Below are 25,379 nucleotides of genomic sequence, written 5' to 3' on the forward strand. Positions count from 1 at the left end.
CACGATCGCGTCCCGCGCGCCCGCGGACAAGAGGGAGCCGGGGACGAGGTCAGAACAGCCCGTCCTGTACTCCGGCCGCTCGTTTGAGCTCTCGCACGGGCACGGCGCACGGCTCGCCCTCGGCGGACACCAGCTCCCACCCCGTCATCAGCCGCGTGTCCAGCACGACGACCCCGCGCTCCGTCGCCAGATGCAGATCCGGCCCGGCGGCCGCCACCAGCTCGCCACCGATCGCCCCGCCCGCCACCAGCTCGGCCACCTCCCCCACGGCGGCCGGCCCACGGCCCGCCTCCTCGATCCCGAAGACGCCCGCGTGGTCGATCCCGAAGACGCCCGCGTGGTCCACGCCCCGGAACGGCTCCGGCGTCAGCGACTCCGGCCAGCCGCCGAGCGCCACCGCCCGCGCGTGCAACTCCGCGATCTCGGCCGCCCGCTCCGCCTCCGTCCCCGGCAACCCGGCCCGCACCGCCCGCTTGTGGGCGTACGGGATCCGGTCGGGCACGCCCAGCGCGGCCCGCAGCAGCTCCTCGGTCCGGCGCGCGGACATCAGGGGCCCGCAGCCCAGCCAGCTGAAGCAGACGGCTCCCTGCTCCAGCAGCCGGGCGGCTCCCCGCTCGTACGCGGTGATCCCCACCTTGACGAGGCCCGGTCCGAACCACGCCAGATAGACGCGGTACGGCCGCGGATCGTCCGCGATCGTGTCGGCGGCCACGGAGTGCGCCCGGTCCAGGCGCGCACACTCCTCGCACCGCGCCCCCGTACTCCGCCCCGTCACACCGGCCCGCACCGGACACGCGTGCCCCCGCGCTCCCACGCATGTCCGCACACCCCCCTCGGCGACCCCGAAGGCCACCCGCTTCCCCCGGGACAGCGCACTGCCGCGGCCCCCGACCCACGTCAGCACGGGACCTTCGCCCGTCCAGCGAAGCCCCGCGCACTTCCATGCCTGTGCCATCGCCGTCGAGACTAGAGGCAGCCACCGACAACGGCGGAAGTACCGTATGGGTATGGCAGAGAGTGAGCCGATGTGCCCCGAGCGGCTGGTCATGGAGCACGTCACCAGCCGCTGGGGCACCCTGGCCCTGATCGCGCTGCTGGAGCGCCCGTACCGCTTCAGCGAGCTGCGCCGTGAGATCGGCAGGGTCAGCGAGAAGATGCTGGCCCAGACCCTGCGCACCCTGGAGCGCGACGGTTTGGTCCACCGGGACGCCAGGCCGGTGATCCCGCCCCGCGTCGACTACTCCCTGACCGGCCTCGGCCGCGAGGCCGCCGAGCAGGTCAGGGAGCTGGCGCTGTGGACGGAGCGGCGGATGGCGGCGGTCGAGCGGGCCCGCGAGGCGTACGACGCCGCGGAAGCCTGACCGCCACCGCCTCCGGCTCACTGCCGCAGGACCGCCTCCATGACGCTCTTGGCGATGGGCGCACCCAGACCGCCACCGGAGATGTCCTCACGGGAGATGTCCATGTCGGTCGGGTCGATGAAGACGGCCACGGCGACGGACGACCCGTCGTCCTTCTTGCCGTAGGAGACGAACCAGCCGTACGGCACCTCGTCGTCCACGTTGACCCCGCGCTGGGCGGTGCCGGTCTTGCCGCCGACCGTGATGCCCTCGATCTGGGCGCGGCGGGCGCTGCCCTCCTTGGCGGTGAACTCCATCATCTGCTGGACCTTCTGCGCGGTCTCGGCGGAGACCGCCTCGCTCATCACCGCGGGCTCGGTCTTCTCGAGGGTGCCGAGATCGGGGCCCTTGACCTCGTCGACGATGTAGGGCTGCATCACCTTGCCGTCGTTGGCCAGCCCGGCGGTGACCATGGCCATCTGCATGGGCGTACTGGTGAGGCTGCCCTGTCCCATACCGGTGAGCGCGGTGCCCGGCGCGTCGAGGTTCTCGGGGTAGAGGCTCTTCGTGGCGAGCAGGTCACCGAAGTCGTCGGAGTAGACGTTCTCGTTGAAGCCGAACTTCTCGGCCGTCTCGCGCAGCTTGTCCTGGCCCAGCTTGGCGGCGGCGTCGAGGAAGACGTTGTTGCACGAGTACTGCATCGCGGTCTTCATGGAGGCCTTGTCGCAGACCGCGTCGCCGGCCTCGCTGCCGATCTTGTTGCTGGACTGCGGCAGGGGGTACGGGGAGACGGCGTCCGTACGGGCGTCGACATCGGTGACGGCCCCGTGCTCCAGCGCGGCGGCCGCGGTGAGGATCTTGAAGGTGGAGCCCGGCGGGTAGGTCTCCCGCAGCGCGCGGTTGGCCAGCGGCTTGTTCTTCTTCTTGTCGAGCGCCACGAAGCGGTCGGACTCCTTGAAGGTGCTGCCCGCGAACACCGACGGGTCGTAGGAGGGCGCCGACACCATGGCCAGCACCTTCCCCGTCGCCGGATCCAGCGCGACCACGGCGCCCCGCGCGCCCTTCAGGTCGGTCAGCCCCTTCCAGGCGGCCTTCTGCGCCTTCGGGTCGATGGTGGTGACCACCGACCCGGCCCGCCGGCCCTCACCGCTGACGACGTCGGCGAACCGCTGGAAGGCCAGCCGGTCGTCCTTGCCGGTCAGGATGGAGTCGTAGGTCTTCTCCAGCAGCGTCATGCCCTGGGCCTGCGACGCGTATCCCGTCACCGGCGCGTACATCAACCCGTCGACGTAGGTGCGCTTGTACTTGAGGTCGGTGCCCTCGGTCTCGGTGGAGCCGGTGATGGCCCGGCCACCGACGATGATGTCCCCGCGCGCGGTGGCGAACTGCTCGATCTGCACCCGCCGGTTCTTGGTGTCGGAGGCGAGCTCCGGGGCCCGGACGTACTGCAGCCAGTTCGCGCGGATCAGCAGGCCGAGCACCAGCAGCCCGCAGAAGATCGCCACGGCCCTCAGCGGCTTGTTCACCGGCGTCCTCCGTCGAGGCTCGGCCGGATGGATATCCGGTTTGATATGAAGAAGCGTCCTCGCAACATGGGCACACCCTAGACACAGTCGCGAACGGCGATCACCCCGCGGTGGAACGCCAGAGGCCCCGTCGATCAACTCGACGGGGCCTCTGCTCTGCTGTGCACTCGGCAGGATTCGAACCTGCAACCTTCTGATCCGTAGTCAGATGCTCTATCCGTTAAGCTACGAGTGCTTGTTTTGTTCAGTTTTACCGCCGCTTCCGGCCCTTTCGGCCCGCTCGCGGCGACAGGAAGAACATTACATGACTGCCGCCGCCATGTGAAATCCATTGGCCGCACCGCTTGTGACCTGCGGAAACGAGCTATCGAGGCCGCACGTGCCCGGACAGCACCGAAGCCCCGGCCGAGTGGGCCGGGGCTTCGATGATCCGTGCGGAGGCGGAGGGATTTGAACCCTCGATGGGCTTTAAGACCCAAACCGCATTAGCAGTGCGGCGCCATAGACCGGACTAGGCGACGCCTCCAGACAACATCACCATCTCGCGTGCGAGCGCGAGTGGCGCGTGCCGATGATGACACAGTTGAGCGCGCTGTCACCAATCGACCCCTACGGTACTAGGCGGGCAGGCCGCAGGGCAAAGCCTTACGGCCCGGTCGCGCAACGTCCGGCAGGTCGGCGCGTTAGTCAGGTCATGGTCCAGGTCACCCGCCTCCCCGCCGCCGCCCGTCTCCTCGGCGCCGCCGCCCTGTCCGTCGCCTCCCTCGCTTCCCTGTCCGCCGCGCACCCGGTCGCCACCGCCGCTGCCGAGGCGCCGAGCGTCGATCACCTGACGGTCACCGTCCGGGACGCCGGCGCGGGCGCGGACGGCACGTACGAGCTGTACTGCCACCCCCGCGGCGGCAGCCACCCCGACCCGGACGGCGCCTGTGCCGTCGTCGAGCGCGACACGCGGTGGGGGGAGGACACCTTCGCCTCCGTCCCGGAGGGCAGCGTCTGCACCATGCAGTACGGCGGCCCCGCCACCGCGCACGTCACGGGGGCCTGGGCCGGACGCCCTGTCGACGTGACGTACGACCGCCGCGACGGTTGCGAGATCTCCCGCTGGGACCGCATGGTGCCGCTGCTGCCCGAGGTGGGGTCGCAGGCCCGGGGACGGTCGTAGGCGCTCCGGTACGGCATCGGGAAGGTGGCCCGGGCAGCGCCGGAGGACATGCCGGTACGGCACCGGGAGAGTGGTGCGCGGGCGCTCGGTCACACGTTCTGCGTCACTTTCTCGTGCGTCCTCCCTGCCATCCCACGCCGCCCGCCCGGCCCCAACCCTTAGACTCCCTCGCGTGACACGCTGTGGGCCGATTGGCAAGATGGCCCAGGCGGTCGGCAAGTGCGGTAACAGGAGGGAAGCGTCTCGTGAGCAGCAGGCCATCCCGAGGCACTGCTCGCCTCGCAGCCATACTGGACGCTCTGCCGGACGCGTTGGTACTGGTCAACGCCAACGGCACCGTCGTCAACGCCAACGCCATCGCGCTGGAGGCCTTCGAGACCCCGGGCACCGCGCTGGTCGGGCGCGGGCTGCTGGATCTGCTGCCGCAGTTCGACTCGCGGCTGATCCCCGGGTCCATGCGGCGGCCGGACCACATCGATCCGCGGGCGCGTACGAAGCCCACGCGGATGGTCGCCCGGCGCACCGACGGGACCGAGTTCCCGGTCGAGGTCACCAGCGCCAACCTGGAGACCGGCCAGCAGGCCTACGACAACTACGGCTACTCCGGCGACGAACTGCTGATGCTCGTCGTCCGCGACCTCTCCGGCACCGTCGACACCGAGGCCGAGCTGGCCCGTTCGCAGCGGCAGACCGAAATGATCCTGCGGGCCGCCTCGGAGGGCGTCGTCGGGACCGACACCGACGGCCGGATCGTCCTCGTCAACCCGGCCGCCGCCCAGATACTGGGTTACCGGGCCAGCGACCTCGGCGGCCGTGAGCTGCACACCCTCATCCTGCACTCGCGGGCCGACGGCTCTCCCTTCCCGTACGACGAGTCCCCGCTCGCCGACACCCTGCGCTCGGGTCGCAAGCACCGGGTGCGCGGGCAGGTGGTGTTCGCCAAGAGCGGCGACCAGCTGCCGGTCGACCTGACGACCGCGCCCGTCCGCGACGGCGACCAGCTCGTCGGCGCCGTGATGACCTTCACCGACCGGCGCCCCTACGACGCGCTCGTCAAGGAGCACGAGGACGCGGAGCAGCGGCACGCCGAGGAACTTGAGCGGCTCGCCGAGGAGCACGCGTCCGAGCTGACCGCGCTGCGTCAGCAGCACGTGAGTGAGCTGGAGGAGCTGCGGGAGAAGCACGCGGAGGAGGTCGCCGCGGACGCCGACCGCTACGCCGCGCTCGGCGAACGGGAGAAGGACCGCTACGAGGCGATCGCCGCCCGGCACGAGCAGCTGCTCACCCTCCTCGGCGGCTCCCTGCGCGGGCCCCTGGACGAACTGCGGCAGGAGCTCGCCGCACTGGCCGCGGACGACGCCGGGCAACTGTGGCCCGAGGCCAACCAGGTACTGCACCACCTCTCGGCCGGTTACTCGCGCATCACCACCCTCATCGACAACGTCCTCGGCTATCAGCGCCTCGACGTCGGCAACGAGAGCGTCTCCCGTTCGAAGGTGATGCTCGACGCCGTCGTCGCCGCCGGTGTCGACGGGGCCGTGGATCTGATCGGGCCGGGACGGGTGCAGTTCGCCGTGCACGCGCCGCCCATCGAGGCCGAGGTCGACGCCCGGCTGCTGGCCACCGCGCTCGCGCACCTCGTCGCGGACGTCGCGGGCGTCGACGCCACCGGCAACTCGCCCGTGTCGGCGACTGGCGGCTACCTGGACAACACCGTCGTGGTCGCGGCGGCGCAGCGCGGCGAGGTCGTACGCATCGAGGTGCGCGGTCCGTACACCGGGGGCGACCCGGTGCACGAGCCGATCGTGCGGGGAATCGTGCGGGCGCACGGTGGCGTCCTGCAGACGCACGAGGTGCCGGGCATGAGCGGCAACGCGTACGTGCTGGAGGTGCCGATCGGTGGCGGGGCGGGGGCCGTTGAGGCCCGGGCTCCGGGCGCGGCCCACGGACAGGCACAGGCGCAGGCGCAGGCCGACGACGTCGAGGGTGCGGCGCATGCCGCGGGGGTGGGCAACGCCCTGGCCGTTCAGGAGCCTGCCCATGGTGGCGGGCGGCGGCGGGCTCGGCGGGCATCCGTCGACGCGTTCCTGGAGAGCGAGGTCGCGGGCGCGGCGGGCGAGGACGACGAAGGGGCCGTCGCCGGTCCCGAAGGCTCGGGTACCGCCCCGACCGGACGGCGCAGGCGGCGTGCGGCGCAGGCTCAGGCTCATGAGCAGGGACAGGGGTCGCTGGAGCAGGGACAGGGGTCGCAGCCGCAGGGCCCGGGGTCGCTTGAGCAGGGTCAGGTGTCCGTACCGCTTCCGGTTCCCGCGCAGGCGGCGCCGGGCGAGGGGGCCGGCGGTACCGGGCGCCGGCGCGGGCGGCCCGCCGAGGCCGTCGGCGCCTCCGTCGAGGGGCTGCCCCAGGGCCTGCCCGCCGAGGGCGCCGTCGTCATGGCCGGCGAGCACGGCGGAGGGTCCGCGGCCTCCAACACCGGTCTCGGCGGGACCGTACCGCCGCAGGGCGTGCCCGCACCCGGCGGTCGGCGCGCCCGGCGGGACGGTGGTGAGCAGCAGGCGCTGCCGCCGGCCCTGCCCGCGCAGGCCGGCGAGTCGGACCCGGACGACGAGTCCCGGCCGACCGGACGCCGGCGCCGCGCCCTGGCGTCCGCGAACGAGCGTGCCGCCGCGCAGGAGGCGGCGCCGCGTCAGGTGTTCGCGCTGCCGCCCGCCGACGCGGACCGGCCGTCCGACGGGGCGGCGCAGCCGCACGGGGCAGCCGGCGCCGTGGCGCCCTTGACGGCTTCCACGGGGCAGGCCCAGGTGCCCGGTCCGGCCGCTTCCGGGGACGCCCTGCTCGACGACGGCCGGCACGACGCCGCACCGCACGACCAGTCCGACGACCACACCCCGCCGCAGCCGCACCCGGCCGAGGCACCCACGGGACGGCGCCGCCGGGCCGGTGCCGCCGCCCCGCAGCCCGGAGAAGCGGTGCCGGCGGCGGCGCGAGGTGCCCGTCCGGCGGAAGGCGGCCTCGCGCCGGGCGGCCCCGCGCGGGAGGCAGCCGTGCACGGAGCCCCCATGCACGGAGCCGCCGTGCACGGAGCCGCCGTGCACGGAGCCGCCGTGCACGGAGCCGCCGTGCACGGAGCCCCCGTCCCTCCGCAGACCACCGCCGCGCAGAACACGGCCGCGCAGAACACGGCCGGTCAGGGCATGCCCGCCCAGGCCGCACCGGCGCCCGAGCCCGCTCCCGGGACCGCACCCGCCGCCCAGCCCGAGTCGCCCCACCCCGGATCGCCCCACCCTGTCGAGCCCACCGCCGATACCGCGCACGCCGCTGCCGCCGGTCAGCCGGCACCGCAGCCGTGGCCCGCCGCAGCGGATGCCACAGGCGTCGGCACCCCCGTACCCCCGGGCACCGGCACCCCCGTACCCCCAGGCACCGGCACCCCCGTACCCCCAGGCGGCACCCCCGTACCCCCAGGCGGCACCCCCGTACCCCCAGGCGGCACCCCCGTACCCCCAGGCCGCGCCACCGCCCCCGCACCTGCCGCGTCCTCCGCCACGGCGCCCCCGCAGGGCGTCCCCGCCTCCACGCCGAGCCGGGGAACGCCGCTGCCGCCGGAGAACGCTCCCGCTCCGCGCGCGGCTCAGCCCCTGCCCGCCGAGGCGTCCGCGCCCGTCGACCCGGGTTCGACGCAGGGACGGTCGATCAGCGTGCGGACGCTGGGCCAGGGCGTGCCGTTCAACCGGCAGGCGGTCCAGGTGCAGCAGCCGTCGGCCACCCCCGCCCCGCACCAGCCAGGCGGCTCGGGCCGGCGCCGCAAGCTGGGTACGCCGCCCGACCCGGCCGCCACGCACTCGGAACCGTCGGCCCGCCCGCATCCGTCGGCCGAACAGCCGCCCGCCGCGGCGCAGCAGCAGCCCCAGCCCCAGGGCCGGGCGCACGGGCAGGAGCAGCCGTCGCCGGCCGGCGGTCAGCCCCGGCGCGCGCCGGTCACCGAGGGCGCCGGACGGTCGTACGCCATAGGAGCGCCGGACAAGAACGCCGCCGAGGGGCCCGAGCCGCTGGACGGGCCCGGCGGGGCCGTGGAGGTGGCGGACCCGCCTCGTCCGCAGCCGATGGACGACGAGCTGCCGCCGGAGCCGCTGGACAACCCGCGCCGGCTGCTGGTGTGGCCCGCACCGGACGTCTCCACGCAGCAGGCGCTCAGCGACCGCGGTTACCGGCCGGTGATCGTGCACTCGCGCGAGGAGGTCGACGCGCAGATCGCGGCGTTTCCCGCCGCGCTGTTCGTGGACCCGCTGACCGGGCCGATCACGCGTACGGCGCTCCAGTCACTGCGCCAGGCCGCCGTGGCGGCCGAGGTGCCGGTGCTGGTCACGGCCGGGCTCGGACAGGCCTCGCGCGATGCCGCCTACGGCGCCGACCCGGCCGTACTGCTGAAGGCGCTCGCGCCCCGGGACAGCGAGCAGCACCCGCCGCGCGTGCTGCTGATCGAGGAGCACGCGGAGATCGCGCTGGCGCTCACCTCGACGCTGGAGCGGCGCGGGATGCAGGTGGCGCGGGCTGCGAGCGACGCCGACGCGGTGACGCTGGCGGGGCAGTTCCGGCCGAACCTGGTCGTGATGGACCTGATGCAGGTACAGCGGGGACAGGCCGGCTACGCCGGGATCATCGACTGGCTGCGCGCGAACGGGCAGCTCAACCGCACCCCGCTCGTCGTCTACACCGCCGCCGTCGACCAGGCCGACCTGCCGCGGCTGGCCTCGGGCGAGACGGTGCTGTTCCTGGCGGAGCGTTCGACGAGCGGTGAGGTGCAGTCCCGGATCGTCGAGCTGCTCTCCCGGATCGGGACCAACTGACGCCGGTACGGGCTCAGCGGACCAGACCGGAGACGATCCTGCGCGCCGCCTCCTTGATCGAGGCGCGCAGGCGGTCGGCGTCCGTGTCCTCGCCACCGACCAGGATGCGCTTGTGAGCACGGACGGCGACAACGGCCGCAGGGACGCGGTGAGCACGGACGGCGACGACGGCCGCAGGGACACGATGAGCACGGACGCCGGGAACGCTCACGCCGGGCAGGTACCCGCCCGGCGTGAGCGCGTCGGAAGTGAGGGTGCCGGCACGCCCGTCAGAGCCGGGTGACGTCCAGTCCCCCGTCGGCGTACTGCCTGCGCAGCACCTTCTTGTCGAACTTGCCGACGCTCGTCTTCGGCACCGCCTCGATGACCGTCCAGCGCTCCGGGAGCTGCCACTTGGCGATCTTTCCGTCCTCGGCGAGGAAGGCGCGCAGGTCCTCGAAGCCGACGCTCGCGCCCTCCTTGAGGACGACGGTGGCCAGCGGGCGCTCGCCCCACTTGTCGTCGGGGACGGCGACCACGGCGGCCTCGGCGACGTCCGGGTGGGACATCAGAGCGTTCTCCAGCTCGACGGAGGAGATCCACTCGCCGCCGGACTTGATGACGTCCTTGGCGCGGTCGGTGAGGGTGAGGAAGCCGTCGGGCGAGATGGTGCCGACGTCGCCGGTCTTCAGCCAGCCGTCCTCGCTGAACTTGTCGGCGGGGCGCAGCGGCTCGGCGCCCGGACCGTTGTAGTAGGCGCCGGCGATCCAGTTGCCGCGGACCTCCAGCTCACCGGCGGACTCGCCGTCCCAGGGGAGGCGCTCGCCACCGGGACCGGTGAGACGGGCCTCGACACCGGCCGGGAAACGGCCCTGGGTGAGGCGGTACGCGAACTCCTCCGGCGTGCCGACCGCGTGGGCCGGCGGGCGGGCGACCGTGCCGAGCGGGGAGGTCTCCGTCATGCCCCAGGCGTGGCAGACCCGCATGCCGAGCGCGTCGAAGGCCTCCATCAGGGACGGGGGACAGGCGGAGCCGCCGATGGTGACCTGGGTGAGGGAGGAGACGTCGCGGGGCTTGGCGGTCAGCTCGGCGAGCAGGCCCTGCCAGATGGTGGGGACGGCGGCGGCGTGCGTCGGCTTCTCGCTCTCGATCATCTCGGCGAGCGGTGCGGGCTGCAGGAAGCGGTCCGGCATCAGCATGTTCACGCCGGTCATGAAGGTGGCGTGCGGCAGTCCCCAGGCGTTGACGTGGAACTGCGGGACCACGACCAGCGAGGTGTCCTCGTCGGTCAGACCCATCGACTGGGCCATGTTGACCTGCATGGAGTGCAGGTAGATGGAGCGGTGGCTGTAGACCACGCCCTTGGGGTCGCCGGTGGTGCCGGAGGTGTAGCACATGGCGGCGGCGGCCCGCTCGTCCAGCTCGGGCCAGTCGTACGCGGTCGGCTTCCCCGCGATCAGGTCCTCGTACTCGTGCACCTGGACCGCCGCCTCGGCCAGCAGGGAGCGGTCGCCGGGGCCGGTGACGACGACGTGCTCGACCGTCTTGAGGTGCGGCAGCAGCGGGGCGAGCAGGGGAAGCAGGGAGCCGTTGGCGATCACGACGCGGTCGGCCGCGTGGTCCACGATCCAGGCCAGCTGCTCGGGCGGGAGGCGAAGATTGAGGGTGTGGAGGACCGCGCCCATGGAGGGGATGGCGAAGTAGGCCTCGACGTGCTCCGCGTTGTTCCAGGCGAGAGTCGCCACCCGTTCGTCGTCCTGGACCTGGAGGTCCTCGCGCAGTGCGTGCGCCAGCTGGGCGGCACGGGCACCGATCTCGGCGAAGGAGCGGCGGTGCGGCTCTTTCTCACCGGTCCAGGTGGTCACCTGGGAGCTGCCGTGGATCGTCGACCCGTGGGTCAGGATCCTCGATATCAGCAGCGGTACGTCCTGCATCGTGCTCAGCACGGTGTCCTCCCGGGGCGACATTGCCTACGCGGCGGTAAGGTTTGCGCTGATTCTGCGCACATACCGCGCGGTATGTCACTACTCCGGGGTGATCGATCAGTGCCCGTTGCCCGGCAAGGCGTCCGACGGGGACATTCACCGACGGCCCACGGAGCGGTTCGTCACCGAACAAAGCCCAGCTCAGGATCCTCCCGGAGCTTGCCGAGCGCTCGCGACACCGCCGACTTCACCGTGCCCACGGAAACTCCGAGCACTTCGGCCGTCTGGGCCTCGCTGAGGTCCTCGTAGTACCTGAGTACGACCATCGCCCGCTGCCGGGCGGGCAGCTTCATGATCGCCCGCCACATCGCGTCGTGCAGGGCCTGCCGCTCCGCCGGGTCGTCGCTGGCGAGGACGGGCTCCGGCTCCGGCAGCTCGTCGCAGGCGAACTCGTCGACCTTGCGCTTGCGCCACTGCGACGTCCGCGTGTTCAGCAGCGCCCGGCGCACATAACCGTCCAGCGCGCGATGGTCCTCGATGCGCTCCCAGGCCACGTACGTCTTGGTGAGCGCGGTCTGCAGCAGGTCCTCCGCGTCGCTCGGGTTCGCGGTCAGCGATCGGGCGGTGCGCAGCAGCACCGGCTGGCGGGCCCTCACGTACGACGAGAACGACGGGTACGGGAAGGTCTGCTGCTTGGCTGCGCCCATGGCTGTGGCCTTGACCGGGGCCTTGGCCGGGGCCGAGGCCGGGGCGGCGTTCGAAGCGCTGGTGCAGACGGGTGTGGTCATGGCTCAACGCTATGAGCGAGAGGGTGTCCGGCGGATCGGCCGCAGGTCCCGAAGCAGAGTCCGCCTCAGGTTGTAGGGGTGGTGCCGGCTGCACCTCCTGTAGGTGGACTAGGGGAGGAGGGGTACTGCGGGTTCCCCCGTGGGGGCTCCCCGGAAGGCAGGGGCCACACGACGTACGCGTCGTGGGCACGAGCCGCGCGCGTCAGGCGGACGTCACGCGCGGGCGTCGTGGGCACGACGTCCGCGTGCGGAAACGCCTGGGCGGCGATACCGGAGTACCGCCGCCCAGACGCCTTGCGACCCCATGAAGCACACCCGCACAGAGACTGAGGGGCCGGCGCGGGAGCGCACCCGCGCCGGTCCCTCAGCTCACCACCACAGCGGGGTGAAGCTGACGGCCACGTTCTCGTTGCCCTGGTTGACCGCGGTGAACGCGGAACCGTCGACCTGCGCGGTGTTGCTCTGGTTCGAGGCCCCCGAGCCGACCGCCTGCTGCTGCGTGGTGGACGAGTTGCCGTTGTTGTCCCCGCCGACGCCGCTGCCGAGGATGCCCGCGAAGGCCTCCGAAGCGGTCGCGTTCGATCCGTCGTCCGCGAAGGCTCCACTGTCCGCCGTCGCCATGCCGCTGAAGAGGGCGGCGGCGAGCGGAAGGGCGGCGACAGCGGCGACGACGCGGGCGGTACGGATGCTTGCCATGTTGTTCCTCCAGAACAATTGCGCACCGGCTTGTGGCCGACGGCGCGAGAAGTACGTGAAGTAGAGCGGCAGTAGAGCTGTAGTGGATCCGACGTGGGTCCGAACTGGGTCCGAAGTGGAACCTTCGCCAAGGCAGTTGGCCGACCACCTCGACACTGTGCCTGTGCACGACGTCGCGTGATCAGAGTTGCCCACCGAATCCCCGGCGAACCACCCCGGAAGCCCTGATTCGCCCTCAAGCGTGAGGACAAGTCGATAAACCCCTTTGCTTCCCTTCCGTATCAGCTCAGGACAGTGCGGACAGCTCCTCCCCAAGCGCCGCAAGAGGTGAAGCGTTCCGGCACTTTCTCCGCCCGCCACTCCTCCCCGGCGCGTCGCGCGCATTCACCCTTCCCTTTTTCGAACGTACGTACGAACATAGAGCCATGGCCACCACCGACCGGCAGGCCACGACGCTGGCCCTCGCACACGCCCTGTCAGCCGCCGAGCGCGGACTGGCCGTCATCCCCCTGTCCCGGACGAAGCTCCCGGCCCTGCGCTCCCCCCACCGCGACGACCCGGCACCGGCCCCCTGCCACGGCGAGTGCGGCCGCCTCGGCCACGGGGTCTACGACGCCTCCACCGACCCCGCCCGCATCCGCGAACTCTTCGCCGCCGCGCCCTGGGCGACGGGTTACGGCATCGCCTGCGGCCTGCCGCCACACCACCTGATCGGCGTCGACCTGGACACGAAGTCGGAGACGGACTCCTCGGCCGCCCTGCGCGAACTCGCCCTGCGTCACCTGTTCACGATCCCGCCCACCGTCGTCGTACTGACTCCCAGCGGAGGACGCCACCTCTGGCTGAGCGGCCCGCCCGACCGCGTCGTCCCCAACTCGGCAGGCCGCCTCGCCCCCGGCATCGACATCCGCGGCGCCGGCGGCTACCTGGTCGGCCCCGGCTCACGCACCCGGCACGGCGCGTACGCCGCCGCCCCCGGCACGGCCCACCTCGCCCCCGCGGCCTGCCCACCCTCGCTCCTGCGCCTCCTGCTCCCACCGCAACGCGCACACCAGCCGACCCTCTCCACGACGGAAGCGCACGGTCAGGGACTCGTCCAGTTCGTCCTCGCCGCCCACGAGGGCCAGCGCAACACCCGCCTGTTCTGGGCCGCCTGCCGCGCCTACGAGGACGGCATCGGCCCCGCCCTCGTGGACCCCCTGATCGAGGCGGCCCGCGACACCGGCCTGGGCGAACGCGAGGCCCGAGCGACGATCGCCTCAGCGGCCCGCATGACGGGCCACCACCCCTGACACGACGACCGGCACACACCAGCCGGGACACACACCGGCCGCGCCCGCAGGGCCGACCAGAGCGCCAGTACTCATCTCGCCCCCGAGTACGCGAGACCGTCCACGTAGGCCACCCGGGCGCCGCCCGCCCGATCAGCCCTCCCGGGCGACGCGGCGCCCGGAGAACCAAGCCCGTCGGCGGATGAGCCACGGCGGTGTCCGGCGGGTAGCGCGCACGACGACAGCCCCCGACCATAACGCCTGGTCAGGGGCCGTCAAACACCGCGGTGGGTGTGGGATTTGAACCCACGGTGACATCGCTGCCACGACGGTTTTCAAGACCGTTCCCTTAGGCCGCTCGGGCAACCCACCTTGGCCCCGTCCCACCTGGGGCGGAGCGGCTACAGCCTACCGGCCTCCAGCCTCGCACGGGGGCCGTGGTCCACACGGGGTCCACTGGCTCCGTTTCGGGGCACTTCCTGACCTGTAGCCCTCCACACGCGGCACGCGGCCTCGGTGCCGTCAAGGGTAGAAGCCCCGACGGATGGAGCAAGATGCCTCGCCGCCTGATGGACTGCCGGCGCCTCACTTACAGGGGGGCGCGCTGATGCTGGAAGAAGCCGAAGAGATCGGCGACCGCGTACGCCGCGCTCGGCTCCGCCTGGGCAAGACTCAGGCCGACCTCGCTGCCGCCCTGGGCAAGACGCAGGGCTGGGTGTCCAAGATGGAACGGGGACTCATCGAACTGGATCGCGTCGGCCTGCTCAACCTGATCGCCTCGGAGCTGCACGTACACCCGAACGACTTGATCGGGCGGCCGTACAACAGCTCCCCGGCCGAGAATTCAGTGGCAGATCTCTGCCGCAGCCATCTTGCGCGAACTGCGCCGTTACGACCTTGCTCCCGTCTTCGACGGGACGCCTCGCCCAGCTCGTCAGCTGTGGCAGGAAACCACTCGGCTTCATCGCCTCCGCGATGCTGCGGCCAACACGGCCATCATGGAGGTACTTCCCGACCTGTTCCGCGAGACGCGCGCCCTGGCCGAAGTCGCCACGGGCCACGAACGGGAAGAGGCGTATGCGATCTACGCCGTGTGCTGCAAGTTCGCTCACACGTCCGCGCACGCCCTGGGGCACCCGGAGCTGGTCGCCATGGCGTGTGAACGAGCCGCTTGGTCAGCGCGACTGTCGGGCGACCCGGTCATGCCTGCCGTCGCCGACTGGATGCGCGTGTGGGACATGTGGGCTACCGCGGACTGGGATGACGCGATTGCCCTGTCTGACCGGGCGCTCCGCAGCATGCAGCAGGAATACGACCGTGGTGAGCCGCTGGCCGTGCGGGCGTGGGGGTCGCTGCAACTGCGCGCGGCTGTCTCGGCTGCGCGGGGCGGTCGCAAGGCCGAAGCAAAGGACCGAATCAAGCACGCGCGGGCTGCCGCCAAGCGGATGACGGAGGCCGCCGGCCCTCCGGTCTACGACCGCCACAGCCTCACGTTCTCGCCAGGCAACGTTTGTACGCCGAGCGGACGAGCACCCGCGAGAAGCTGCGCCGCATGTCAGACCGCTTCCACCTCGACGGATGAGGGTCGTATTGAAGTTTCCCCGTGATGCTGGACACTCGATGCTTACGCTGCGAGGGCGTGTTCTTGCTCGTGTCGCTGCCGGGTCTCCAGCGGGGTGAGGTAGCCCCAGACTGGATGCCTCCGCAGCCGCTTGCGGTTGTAGAAGGTCTCGATGAAGGTGAAAATCTCAGCGCGGGCGGTAATCCGGTCGGGCCGGCGGCGGGTGCCGATCTCCGCTTTCAGCAGCGCGAAGAAGCTCTCGGCGGCGGCATTGTCGTAGCACGAGCCAGTTCGCCCCATGCTCTGCCGCAGCCCCAACCGGCTTACCTCCCGGCGGAGTTCGTCAGCGGTGTACTCCGCTCCGCGGTCCGAGTGCACGACGCAGCCGGGCTGGAGGTCGCTGCGGCCGTCGGCCATCGTCAATGCGTCGACCACCAGGGAAGCGCGGTGGTGGTCGGCCATCGAATAGCCCACGATCTCGCGGGTCGCCAGGTCCAGCCAGGTCGCCAGATACAGCCAGCCCTCGTCGGTGGGGATGTAGGTGATGTCACCGACCAGTTTCTGCCCCGGGGCGGCGGCCGTGAAGTCGCGGCCGATCAGGTCGTGAGCAGGCACCGCCTTCTTTGCCGGACGGGTCAGCGACCGGCGCTTGCGCCGCGTGACCCCGGTGATGTCGCGCTCACGCATGATCCGCTCCACTCGCTTGCGGTTGACCCGCCGGTCCAGCCTGCGCAGTTCGGCATGGATGCGCGGCACTCCGTAGGTGCACCGGGAGGCGATGTGCAAGACGGTGATCTCGTGGGCCAGGGCGTCGTCGGCGGCCCGGCGGACGGCGCGGGCCTGCTCGCCGGCCATCCAGGCGTAGAAGGAGGAGCGGGCCACCTTCAGCAGCCGGCACAACAGAGCGACTGAGTGGGTGGTCTTCTCCGCCTCGATGAACGCATACACGTCGTTCATCGATCGCTCTCCTTCGCGAAGAAGACCGCCGCTTTTCGCAGCACCTCGATTGTCTCGGCCTGCTCACGGTTCTGCCGCCGCAGCCGACGCAGTTCCTCCCGCTCCGCCCTCGTGAGCTCGCCCGGCACCCCTGCCCGCGGTCGATCGTGTCCTGCCTGACCCAGTTCCGCAGGCCCTCGGCGCTGACCCCGATCTCCCGGGCCACCTCGGTGACGGTCTTGCCGGAGGAGCGGACCAGCGCGACCGCGTCGCGCTTGAACTCCTCCGAGTACCGCCTGCTGCGGTTGCTCTTGCTTCCCACCTGGCACTACTTCCTCTGGAACCTCACGTCCCAGTCTCCAGGTGTCCAACATCAAGGGGAAGCTTCAGAAGCAGCTTCCCCCCTGGCTGACGTCCCTTACTCACTGCGTCACGCAGGCGTCTCGCTCTGGCTTGAGTCAGGAGTCTCCCCGGCTGAGGTCGCGCGGCGGGCTGGCCACAGCATCGCAGTCCTCTTCCGCTTCTACGCCAAGGCGATTCACAGGAATCAACAGCGCTCGAACGAGCAGATCGAGCGAGCCTTGGAGGCTGCCGAAGGCGAGTAGTTCGAGTCTCACCCGACCACAGACGCCATCCTCAGCCTCACTGGGGCGAGGATGGCGCCCTACTTGGTGGGACGCATCCTCCATCGCCGCCCAAGGCCAGAACATCGAGGCTGCCGACGTCGCCCGCGAGCCCGTGAACAGGAAGCGGATCGATCAGTTCCCGCCAATCGGCACCCTGCGGGTGATGACAGGGTCCGGTAGCTGCACCGTTGTGTCGCTGTCTTCCTCCCTTGATCCGTTTCGGTCCAACACGTCAACTCCACAAAGGCTGAGCATCGTTCGCAACTCATTCCGTTTCCTACACCCTCTCACCGTATGTGTCCGGGTCAATCCGGTCAGTGGTTCAGGTCGGCAATCAGTCTCCCCTTCGCAATCCCCTGGCTCACTGAGCGTCACCTATGTGATCGTTTTGGCAACTGGGACGACGGCGCGGGATCGTGGCATGGCGCCATGCCACGGCAACTCAGCCCGTCCACCAGACAGATGTCCAAGGAGGGGAACGGAATGAAGAGAGTCAAGTTCGTCGCAGCCACCCTGCTCACCGCCGCACTCGCGGTACCCACGGCCACGGCCGTCGCCGCGGACTCCTACGGCGGCGGCGCCCACGCCTGGTCGCCCGCAGCCGGCGACAGCGGGAGGATATCCGTCAAGGACGGCAGCTCGGACGGTGACCCGGCGAAGGCCGAGTACTACCGGACGGCCAGCGCGGACACGAAGCGGACCCTGTGGAACAAGAGTGGTCCGGGAACCACGGCCACCTCGGGTGACGGGTCGCGGATCTACAAGTTCAAGGCGTGCGACGTGAACTACGGCGACCCGGACGACTGCGGCGGCTGGGTCATCCCGTAACGGGACATCCACGGATACCTCGCCGCACCAGCCTGCCCGGGCTGGTGCGGCGTTCCCCTGTTTCTGAGACAAAAGGCTAGATTCTGTGAAACCAATCGATTCGTCTGGGCTCCAGGTGAGCGGCCTGTGCTATCAGGTCGAGGGCCGTACCCTCCTCGACGGTGTGGAACTGTCTGTCGCGCCCGGCGAGTCGGTCGCGGTGACCGGTCCCAGCGGGTCCGGCAAGTCGACGCTGCTCATGTGCATCCTCGGCCTCATCAAGCCGCAATCAGGCACGATCACCGCTGGCGGCCGGGAGATCACCGGGCTCGGGGCCGCGCGGCTTGCGCAGGCGCGTCGGGACGCTCTCGGCATGGTGTTCCAGTTCGGCGAACTCCTCCCTGAACTCAGCCCGGTGGAGAACGTGGCCCTGCCGGTGTTGCTCGACGGGGGCCGCCATCAGGACGCCTACCAGCGTGCGGAACAGCTTCTCGGCGAACTCGGCGTCCCGGCCGGTTCCACCCCCACCGGAATGCTCTCGGGAGGCGAGCGCCAGCGCACCGCCGTCGCCCGTGCTCTCATCACTGAGCCAGCCGTACTCCTCGCTGACGAGCCCACCGGCGCCCTTGATCCCGAGGCCAAAGAGGGGGTAGCCCAACTCCTCTTCACCACCGCCCGCGACCGGAACTGTGCGCTGCTCCTGGTCACGCACGATCCCTCGGTCGCCGAGCGGGCCGATCGGCGACACGAACTCCACGGCGGGATCCTGGCCGAAGTAGGAGTGCTCTGATGCGCACGCGCATGCGCACTGCGGGCACACTGATCCGGATCGGCCTGGCCGCGAGCCGTTCCAGCCCCGGCGACCGACTGCGCCGGTGGGGTCTGTTCGGCGCGTCTCTCGCCGTCACCTTCGTCGTCCTGGCGAACGTGGCCACGTTCGCCACCTACGACGGGCGCGAGACCCGAGCGGACTCCAGAGGGCCAGTGATCACCGACAGCAAGCACGCTGCTCTGCTGTACCGGGAGGGCGCTGACACCGTCGGCACCCGTCCTGTGTCTGTCGTATTCGTTCACCCCCTCACCTCCAGGGCCCCAGTCCCGGCCGGTGTCACCCGCTGGCCCGAGCCGGGCGGGGTACTGCTGTCCCCCGAACTCCTGAGAACAGGGGACTCAGAGGGGATCCGCACCCGGTACGGCTCGTTCGCCGGAACCATCACCACTGATGGCCTGGTAACTCCCTCCGAGCGAATCGCCTACGTCCGGGTAGCCGACATGCCACCGCCCAGCGACCATCGATGGCTGCCGGTAGCCGCCTTCGGGAGCAGCGGCGGTGCAACAGGGGAAATGGTCGATCAAGTCGCCGTGACGTCCCCCCTCACGGCGCTGTGGGCTCTGGCCGGCCTGCCCGCTCTCGCCCTGGCGGTGATCAGCGCGCGAGTCGGTTCTCGCTCCCGGGACCGGCGCAGCAGCCTGCTGCAAGCGCTCGGCGGCACATCGCGGCACCGGATGATGGTCAACGTCGGTGAGGCTGCGTTCCCTGTTGCACTGGGAACCCTCGTCACATTTGTCCCGTACGCCATCGCCTCCCTGCGCGACATCCGCCTTGGCCCCACCGGATACATCCTGGACCACCGCGACGTATGGGACGCGTGGCCCATGGCCGCCGGGGCGGGCGTCATCTCGTTGCTGGCCGTGGTGGCCATCGTCGTGACCACGCACCGTGTCCAAAGGGACGGCAGGTCCACCCGCCCGACCTCGTTCACGTCCCGCGTTCCGGCATGGCGCCTGCTGGCATGTGGAATCGGCGTCGCGCTGGTTCTGACCAGTCAGTATGTTCCCCGCAAAGCGCAACTCATCGTGTTCACCACTGGAACCGTCGTGATGTGGGCGTTCCTGTCCTCCGTCGTGGCTCTGGCCACCCGCCATCTGGGCGCCTGGCTCGCCGAAAACGGCAGACGTCGGGGACACGCGGGCCGCCTCATCGGCGGGCGGTGGACACACGCTCACCCCGGAGTCATCGTGCGCCTCGCACTGGCCATGGTGATCGGCATCGGAATCGTCGCCCAGATGCAGGTATGGACGAGCCGACTCGGAGAGCACTCCAAAGCGGCTGTAGCTACCCACCAGCGCATCAAAGACACCGTGATCGAGTTGACCACCAGCGGCATGACCTCGGCGCAGACCGAACGATTCCGCGCCTCACTGCCATCCGGATCACTCCTACTGACCCGCACCATGCACGACCCCGGACCGCCCAAAGATCCATGGGTGTCGATCGAGGGCTCTTGCGACGACCTTCGCGCCCTGCACGTGGCCTGCACCGGAGACACCAGCCCCGCAGCAACGAGCGTCCAAGTGGAAGAGCTGCGCCGCTGGTACGGCGACGTCAAGTTCACCCAAGCCTCCCAGATCACGGTGAGGCCGGACGGCACGCAGTCTCTCCTCGTCGTGACTCCCACACCAGGCCACCTCGCCGCGGTGAAGAAGGCCGCGTACACACTCCCCAACCCTTCGGTGCAAGTCACCGAACTGGGCGGAACCTGGCTGGGTTCCTCGCGGACCCGCCTTCCGAACTGGATCCAGCTGTTCGGCGTCACCGGCCTTTTCTTCCTCCTGGTCGCCGGCGCCGTGAGCGCTGCGGCGGAATTCGTCCGTATCCGCCACGCACTCGCACCACTGTCCGTCCTGACCGGCCGCCGCCACGTGTTCCGGTCCGTGAGCTCCTGGCATCTGACCGTCCCCCTCCTGATTGCCACGGTCGTGACCGGCGCCGTAACGGCGTGGCACTCGGTGTTCTTCATCGCCCTGGTACAGGAGGGCTCCGTGTCCTGGACCGTCCTGGCCGTCGGCGTCACGACCTGCGCTCTGGTTTCTCTCGCCGTCGGGTTCCTCGGCGCTCGCGCAGCGGCGCGAGAGGCCGACCAGTGGAGGCCCGCGGCCGACTGAACAAGAGGTCTCCCGGTGGCTCGCATCCACCGGTTCTTGGTCCACAGCCGGTCCACACGCACTGATCCACAACGCGACATGACCGGATAGAACGAGACAGGCTCCATACAGAAGGGGTGCCCCTCGTCGAAGGACGCCCCTTCTGACCAGCAAGTCTATGAACTGGGAAGTCGTCGAGTCCGGACTCGCGGGAACCGGGTTCACGTCCTCACGTTTTTCAAGACCGTTCCCTTAGGCCGCTCGGGCAACCCACCCCGCGCCGTTCGTGATCGACGGCGCGGGACCAGGGTAGCGGGTCGGCGCGAGGGTGCGTGGGTCAGTCGTCGCCGATCTTGGAGCCCAGGGTGAGCTCGGTCGTGCGCTCCTTGCCGCCGCGCTCGTAGGTGACCGTGACCTTGTCGCCGGGCTTGTGGGTCCAGATCTCGCCGATCAGGGTCGGGCCGCTGTCGATCACGCGGTCGTCGAGCTTGGTGATGACGTCACCGGGCTTGAGGCCCGCGTCGGCGGCGGGGCCGCCCTGCTCGACCGGCTCGGAACCGCCCGCCCCCTGCTCGGTGAGCTTGGCGCCGTTCGTCGTCTCCTCCAAGGAGACGGAGGCGCCGATCTTCGCGTACACCGGCTTGCCGGTCTTGATCAGCTGCTTGGCGACGAACTCGGCCTGGTTGATGGGGATGGCGAAGCCCAGGCCGATCGAGCCGGCCTGGCCGGTGCCGAAGCCGCCGTTGCCCGTGGACTGGATCGCGGAGTTGATCCCGATGACGTTGCCCTGCGCGTCCAGCAGCGGACCGCCGGAGTTGCCCGGGTTGATCGACGCGTCGGTCTGCAGGGCGCTCATGTAGGACGCCTTGCTGCTGGCGCTGCCGTCGCTGGAGGCCACGGGGCGGTTCTTGGCGCTGATGATGCCCGTGGTCACCGTGTCGGACAGCCCGAAGGGGGCGCCGATGGCGATCGTGGAGTCCCCGACGGCGACCTTGTCGGAGTCGCCGAGGGCCAGCGGCTTCAGGTCCGAGGGGGCGTTCTCCAGCTTGATGACCGCCACGTCGTAGCCCTGGGCGTGGCCGACCACCTCGGCGGCGTACTTCTTGCCGCTGGGGAAGGTCGCGCTGAGCCTGCCGCCGTCGACCGCCTCCGCCACCACGTGGTTGTTGGTGACGATGTGGCCCTGCTTGTCGAAGACGAACCCGGTGCCGGTCCCGCCCTCGCCGTTGCTGCCCTCCGCCTGGATGGTGACCGTGCTGGGCAGCGCCTTGGCGGCCACGCCGGCGACCGTGCCCGCGTCACGCTTGACGGAGCCGCCGGTGTCGGAGGCGGAGACCGTCGTGGAGCCGGACTCGTCGTTGTTCTTGGCCAGGGTGTAGCCGAGGCCGCCGCCCAGACCGCCCGCGACCAGCGCGGCGACCAGGAGCGCGGCGACCACGCCGCCACGTCCGCGGCCCGGCTTCGGCGCGGGCGGCTGGTACGAGGAGCCCCAGCCGCCGCCGGATCCGTCACCGCCTCCGCTGCCGTACGACGGGGTGCCCGGCGGTGGAGGCGGCGGCCAGGAGGCGTCGGGGGCGGAGTACCCCTGGGGCGCCGCCGGGCCGTGGGCGGCATGCGGACCGTGGGCGGCGCCGGGGTCCTGCGGGGCGGCCTGGTGCGGGGCGTCGGTGGGAGCGGCGGCCTGCCCGAAGCCGTCGAGCGGTCGCGGTCCCGCGGGTGCGTGGGAGGGCGGCTGTTCCGGGCGCGGCACGGCCGGCTGGGCGGGGGCTGCGGGAGATTCCACCGGCACGGGAGGCGCGGACGGGGCCGGGGGTACCGCGGTGCCCTCGTTCTCGGTGCTCACAGCTTCTCTCCTCGTTCCACGGCTGTTGTCGGTCGCACTGGTCACACTGGTCGCGCTCAGCGACGCTCACGCGGCGCTCCACGGTCCGGCGCGACGCAGATGTGCAGTGTTTTCGTATGCCATCAGCTTTTCCCATGGGCCGTCAGAGCACCATAAGCGGTTGCTGTGGGTTCACGACCGACCTTTACATGGGTCATCCAAGACTAAACGGGCATGTTGTCGATGACTCCGATGGCACGTCCACCCGCCCGCGGTGGCACCATGACGCGGTGACTCACGCACGACAGCACCGGATCCAGGTCGTCGCCCACCGGGGAGCCTCCGAGGAGGCACCCGAGCACACCCTGGCCGCGTACCGGAAGGCGATCGAGGACGGGGCGGACGCCCTCGAGTGCGATGTGCGCCTGACCGCCGACGGTCATCTCGTCTGCGTCCACGACTGGCGCGTCAACCGTACGTCCAACGGTCGCGGCGCGGTGTCGGCGCTGGAGCTGGCCGATCTGGCCGCGCTGGACTTCGGCGCCCGCAGGACCCGGGAGTTCTGGCGGACGCGCGACGAGCAGCCCGACTGGGAGCACCGGCCCGAGGACCGGGAGGAGACCTCCGTCCTGACCCTGGAGCGGCTGCTCCAGCTGGTGTCCGACGCGGGGCGGCGGGTGGAGCTGGCCATCGAGACCAAGCACCCCACGCGCTGGGCGGGGCAGGTGGAGGAGCGGCTGCTGGTGCTCCTGAAGCGCTTCGGACTCGACGCCCCGGCCTCGGCCGCCGAGTCCCCGGTGCGTGTGATGAGTTTCTCCGCCCGCTCGCTGCACCGGGTCCGGGCCGCGTCGCCGACCCTGCCGACCGTCCATCTGATGCAGTTCGTCTCGCCCCGGCTGCGGGACGGGCGGCTGCCCGCGGGTGTCCGGATCGCGGGCCCCTCGATCCGGATCGTGCGGAACCACCCCTCCTACATCGAACGCCTGAAGCGGGCCGGTCACCAGGTGCACGTGTGGACCGTGAACGCGACCGCGGACGTGGATCTCTGCGCCGACCTGGGCGTCGACGCCATCATCACCAACCGGCCGCGCGCGGTACTGGACCACCTGGACCGCTGATTCGCCCGCGCCTCGTGCCGCCTTCACCCCGCCCCTACCCCTGATTCGTCCGGAAGTCTTGACCCGACGGCCCGTTTCCGCATTCTCCGGTCTCGGCCACACCGACGAAATCCAGCCACGCGGTTACGGGGAGTGCTCCGGCGCGTTCGGTAGGTGTTCGACCGTGTCGAATGCGTCACTGGGCGGGGACCGGCCGGTTTCCGGTTCAGGCCAGAAGGGCATCCACACCGTGGCGTGGGGCGAAGGAGGTCTCGGGGGTGGCGTTGGTGGTGGCACAGGAGGTGCCCACGTCGTCGAGCATGGCCGTTCCTCATGGTCCTGCGGGCGTGGGGAAAGCAAGGCACCGGATGCGGGAGCAGTTGCGCAGCGGCGGTGTCGCGGAATCGGTCATCGACGACGCCGTACTGGTCCTTTCCGAACTCTTGAGCAACGCGTGCAAACACGGCCGTCCGCTGGGCGACGCCCTGGCCGGTGACGGCGACGTGCGCGCCGCGTGGCAGGTGGACGTGGGCGGCCGGCTCGTCGTGGAGGTCACGGACGGCGGCGGACCGACCCGCCCGGCCCCGGCGACCCCTTCTGTCACCGCACACGGCGGCCGGGGGCTGAACATCATCACCGCGCTCGCCGACGACTGGGGCGTACGGGACGACGCGCGCGGTGAGGTCACGGTGTGGGTCGTCGTCCAGGACGACGTGCACGACCCGGACGCCGGGCACCGGCGCGACGACTTCGCCACCCGGATCACGGCACCGGCGGTGTCGGAGATCCCCGGCCTGGACTTCGCGGAGGTCTTCGAGGACCTGGGCTGACCGGGCCCGGCGAGTGGGCGCGCGCGTCGGCCCGGCGAGTGGGCACGCCGGCCCGGCCGGGGTGAGCGCGCGGAGAAGCCGGAGGGCGGCGGAGGGAAGCCGTAGCGAGAACCCGGGGCGGTTGTCCACGGGAAGCTCGTTGTCCACAGGGTCACGTCGGCCAGGTTGTGAACGGCTAGGCTCGCGCCGTACGAGATGAGCCGCAACCGGGAGACACCCACGATGGCCAAGAAGCGACCCCAGACGAAGGCCAAGCGCCCGCAGCCCACCGGCGCTGACGGGAACTTCCCGGTCGTCGGCGCCCGCGAGCCCTGCCCCTGCGGCAGCGGCCGCCGCTACAAGGCCTGCCACGGCCGGGCCGCCGCACAGGCCACGACCGAGCTCGTACAGCGTCCGTTCGAGGGGCTGCCCGGCGAGTGCGACTGGGTGGCCCTGCGCGAGCTGGTGCCGGCGGCCACGGTCGGGCTGACACTGAAGGACGGCCTGCCCGACGGGGTCCCCTCGGTCACCCTGGCCACGGTGCTCCCGATGGCCTGGCCGGCCCTGCGCCGCGACGACGGCTCGGTCCTGCTCGGCCTGCAGAACGACACGGCGTCGGGCGACATCAGCCGCGACCTCGCCGACACCCTCCAGCGGGCACTGACGGCCGCACCGGGTACTCCGGTGCAGGGCCGCCGCGCGCCGGCCGACGGCCCCCGGCTGCAGGACCTGCTCGCGCCCGAGGGGGCGTTCGAGCCGGACGTGCACGAGGGCTTCGAGTTCTGGGTCCCGGACCCGGAGAACGCCACGCCGGAGGTGACCGCCTCCCTGGAGCGGGCCAACGCCGCCGCCATCCCGACCGTCCGGCTCCACGGCGTGGACGCCGCCTACTGGTGCGAGACGCCGGAGAAGAACCACCTGCGCTGGGTCATGCCGCACGAGGAGGAGCGGCTTCTGGACGCTCTTGCCCGGCTGCACGCCGCAGGCCGGTCGTCCCTCGGCGAGGGCACCCGCCTGGTCGGCTCCTTCCGCGCTCACGGGCTCACCGTCCCGGTGTGGGACCTGCCGAGCGAGATCAGCGCGCAGGACACGGAGAAGCCGGCGGCCGAGTTCGCCGAGCGCCTCGCCGAGGCCCTAGCCACCGACGCCCCGCTCACCCCCGACGAGCGCCGGGCCCGCGGCGGCCTGACCAACCGACAGGTGACGCTCAGCTGACGCACAGCCGCAGGGCCGGCCCGGCTGACCGACCGGTCAGCCGG

17 protein-coding genes, 3 tRNA genes and 4 pseudogenes are annotated in these 25,379 nt (G+C 71.1%); 12 read left to right on the plus strand and 12 right to left on the minus strand.

Annotation, left to right across the window (positions count from 1 at the left end):
• Nucleotides 1–49: 49 nt before the first annotated feature.
• Nucleotides 50–955: a DUF2797 domain-containing protein gene (locus ACIQ1J_RS04210; protein WP_403553967.1), complete on the minus strand. Its 906-nt coding sequence runs from the start codon at nt 953–955 to the stop codon at nt 50–52.
• A 46-nt stretch (nt 956–1,001) separates the two neighbouring features.
• Here ACIQ1J_RS04210 and ACIQ1J_RS04215 point away from each other — a divergent pair, with 46 nt between their 5' ends.
• Nucleotides 1,002–1,361, plus strand: a complete 360-nt coding sequence (locus ACIQ1J_RS04215) for a helix-turn-helix domain-containing protein (protein WP_210962209.1) — start codon at nt 1,002–1,004, stop codon at nt 1,359–1,361.
• Between the two features lie 17 nt (nt 1,362–1,378).
• Here ACIQ1J_RS04215 and ACIQ1J_RS04220 read toward each other — a convergent pair whose 3' ends face one another.
• The 3 genes from ACIQ1J_RS04220 to ACIQ1J_RS04230 all read right to left on the minus strand — a co-directional run bounded on the left by ACIQ1J_RS04220 (nt 1,379) and on the right by ACIQ1J_RS04230 (nt 3,392).
• Nucleotides 1,379–2,866: a peptidoglycan D,D-transpeptidase FtsI family protein gene (locus tag ACIQ1J_RS04220; RefSeq protein WP_403553970.1), complete on the minus strand. Its 1,488-nt coding sequence runs from the start codon at nt 2,864–2,866 to the stop codon at nt 1,379–1,381.
• Nucleotides 2,867–3,028: 162 nt separating this feature from the next.
• Nucleotides 3,029–3,101, minus strand: a tRNA-Arg gene (locus ACIQ1J_RS04225).
• 200 nt (nt 3,102–3,301) lie between these two features.
• Nucleotides 3,302–3,392: transfer RNA gene (locus ACIQ1J_RS04230), tRNA-Ser, on the minus strand.
• Nucleotides 3,393–3,560: 168 nt separating this feature from the next.
• Between ACIQ1J_RS04230 and ACIQ1J_RS04235 the strand changes: the two genes are divergently transcribed.
• A complete protein-coding gene (locus ACIQ1J_RS04235; RefSeq protein ID WP_403553972.1) occupies nt 3,561–4,031 on the plus strand; it encodes an SSI family serine proteinase inhibitor in 471 nt (156 codons plus the stop codon).
• A 245-nt stretch (nt 4,032–4,276) separates the two neighbouring features.
• Nucleotides 4,277–8,878: a PAS domain-containing protein gene (locus ACIQ1J_RS04240; protein WP_403553974.1), complete on the plus strand. Its 4,602-nt coding sequence runs from the start codon at nt 4,277–4,279 to the stop codon at nt 8,876–8,878.
• Nucleotides 8,879–8,891: 13 nt separating this feature from the next.
• On the opposite strand, the gene ACIQ1J_RS04245 is transcribed toward ACIQ1J_RS04240, so the two are convergent.
• From ACIQ1J_RS04245 to ACIQ1J_RS04260, 4 genes are all read right to left on the minus strand, one after another.
• The gene (locus ACIQ1J_RS04245) at nt 8,892–9,089 is read right to left on the minus strand and encodes a hypothetical protein (RefSeq protein ID WP_403554835.1); all 198 of its coding nucleotides are present in this window, start codon (nt 9,087–9,089) and stop codon (nt 8,892–8,894) included.
• A 58-nt stretch (nt 9,090–9,147) separates the two neighbouring features.
• Nucleotides 9,148–10,824: a long-chain fatty acid--CoA ligase gene (locus tag ACIQ1J_RS04250; protein ID WP_403553976.1), complete on the minus strand. Its 1,677-nt coding sequence runs from the start codon at nt 10,822–10,824 to the stop codon at nt 9,148–9,150.
• 140 nt (nt 10,825–10,964) lie between these two features.
• Complete coding sequence (locus tag ACIQ1J_RS04255; RefSeq protein ID WP_403553978.1) at nt 10,965–11,570, minus strand: SigE family RNA polymerase sigma factor; 606 nt, start codon at nt 11,568–11,570, stop codon at nt 10,965–10,967.
• A 369-nt stretch (nt 11,571–11,939) separates the two neighbouring features.
• Nucleotides 11,940–12,266, minus strand: coding sequence for a hypothetical protein (locus ACIQ1J_RS04260; protein ID WP_403553980.1), 327 nt, complete (start codon nt 12,264–12,266; stop codon nt 11,940–11,942).
• 425 nt (nt 12,267–12,691) lie between these two features.
• On the opposite strand from ACIQ1J_RS04260, the gene ACIQ1J_RS04265 reads away from it, so the two are divergent.
• Nucleotides 12,692–13,558, plus strand: a complete 867-nt coding sequence (locus ACIQ1J_RS04265) for a bifunctional DNA primase/polymerase (RefSeq protein WP_403553982.1) — start codon at nt 12,692–12,694, stop codon at nt 13,556–13,558.
• A gap of 264 nt (nt 13,559–13,822) precedes the next feature.
• Here ACIQ1J_RS04265 and ACIQ1J_RS04270 read toward each other — a convergent pair.
• Nucleotides 13,823–13,909: transfer RNA gene (locus tag ACIQ1J_RS04270), tRNA-Ser, on the minus strand.
• 235 nt (nt 13,910–14,144) lie between these two features.
• Here ACIQ1J_RS04270 and ACIQ1J_RS04275 point away from each other — a divergent pair.
• Nucleotides 14,145–15,048, plus strand: a pseudogene (locus ACIQ1J_RS04275) (helix-turn-helix domain-containing protein); the annotation flags it as partial.
• 113 nt (nt 15,049–15,161) lie between these two features.
• Here ACIQ1J_RS04275 and ACIQ1J_RS04280 read toward each other — a convergent pair.
• Together ACIQ1J_RS04280 and ACIQ1J_RS04285 are read right to left on the minus strand one after the other, a co-directional pair.
• Nucleotides 15,162–16,079, minus strand: a pseudogene (locus ACIQ1J_RS04280) (IS3 family transposase); the annotation flags it as partial.
• Nucleotides 16,080–16,200: 121 nt separating this feature from the next.
• A pseudogene (locus tag ACIQ1J_RS04285) lies at nt 16,201–16,356 on the minus strand (transposase); the annotation flags it as partial.
• 64 nt (nt 16,357–16,420) lie between these two features.
• On the opposite strand from ACIQ1J_RS04285, the pseudogene ACIQ1J_RS04290 reads away from it, so the two are divergent.
• From ACIQ1J_RS04290 to ACIQ1J_RS04305, 4 genes and pseudogenes are all read left to right on the plus strand, one after another.
• Nucleotides 16,421–16,639 (plus strand): annotated as a pseudogene (locus tag ACIQ1J_RS04290) (site-specific integrase); the annotation flags it as partial.
• A gap of 504 nt (nt 16,640–17,143) precedes the next feature.
• Nucleotides 17,144–17,488, plus strand: a complete 345-nt coding sequence (locus tag ACIQ1J_RS04295) for a hypothetical protein (RefSeq protein ID WP_403553984.1) — start codon at nt 17,144–17,146, stop codon at nt 17,486–17,488.
• A gap of 115 nt (nt 17,489–17,603) precedes the next feature.
• Entirely contained in the window at nt 17,604–18,257 is a 654-nt protein-coding gene (locus tag ACIQ1J_RS04300) for an ABC transporter ATP-binding protein (RefSeq protein ID WP_403553986.1), read from the plus strand.
• The gene (locus ACIQ1J_RS04305) at nt 18,257–20,413 is read left to right on the plus strand and encodes a permease (protein WP_403553988.1); all 2,157 of its coding nucleotides are present in this window, start codon (nt 18,257–18,259) and stop codon (nt 20,411–20,413) included. The genes ACIQ1J_RS04300 and ACIQ1J_RS04305 overlap by 1 nt, the downstream gene beginning before the upstream one ends.
• 316 nt (nt 20,414–20,729) lie before the next feature.
• Here ACIQ1J_RS04305 and ACIQ1J_RS04310 read toward each other — a convergent pair whose 3' ends face one another.
• Nucleotides 20,730–22,235, minus strand: coding sequence for a trypsin-like peptidase domain-containing protein (locus tag ACIQ1J_RS04310; RefSeq protein ID WP_403553990.1), 1,506 nt, complete (start codon nt 22,233–22,235; stop codon nt 20,730–20,732).
• Nucleotides 22,236–22,504: 269 nt separating this feature from the next.
• Here ACIQ1J_RS04310 and ACIQ1J_RS04315 point away from each other — a divergent pair, with 269 nt between their 5' ends.
• The 3 genes from ACIQ1J_RS04315 to ACIQ1J_RS04325 all read left to right on the plus strand — a co-directional run bounded on the left by ACIQ1J_RS04315 (nt 22,505) and on the right by ACIQ1J_RS04325 (nt 25,335).
• Nucleotides 22,505–23,332, plus strand: a complete 828-nt coding sequence (locus ACIQ1J_RS04315; protein ID WP_403553992.1) for a glycerophosphodiester phosphodiesterase — start codon at nt 22,505–22,507, stop codon at nt 23,330–23,332.
• A gap of 257 nt (nt 23,333–23,589) precedes the next feature.
• Nucleotides 23,590–24,141, plus strand: a complete 552-nt coding sequence (locus ACIQ1J_RS04320; RefSeq protein WP_403553994.1) for an ATP-binding protein — start codon at nt 23,590–23,592, stop codon at nt 24,139–24,141.
• Between the two features lie 222 nt (nt 24,142–24,363).
• Nucleotides 24,364–25,335 (plus strand): DUF5926 family protein, encoded by a 972-nt coding sequence (locus ACIQ1J_RS04325; RefSeq protein ID WP_403553996.1) that lies wholly within the window; start codon nt 24,364–24,366, stop codon nt 25,333–25,335.
• Nucleotides 25,336–25,379 lie beyond the last annotated feature (44 nt).

The sequence above is a fragment of the Streptomyces sp. NPDC097107 genome (assembly GCF_044762405.1).
Lineage (GTDB): Bacteria > Actinomycetota > Actinomycetes > Streptomycetales > Streptomycetaceae > Streptomyces > Streptomyces thinghirensis.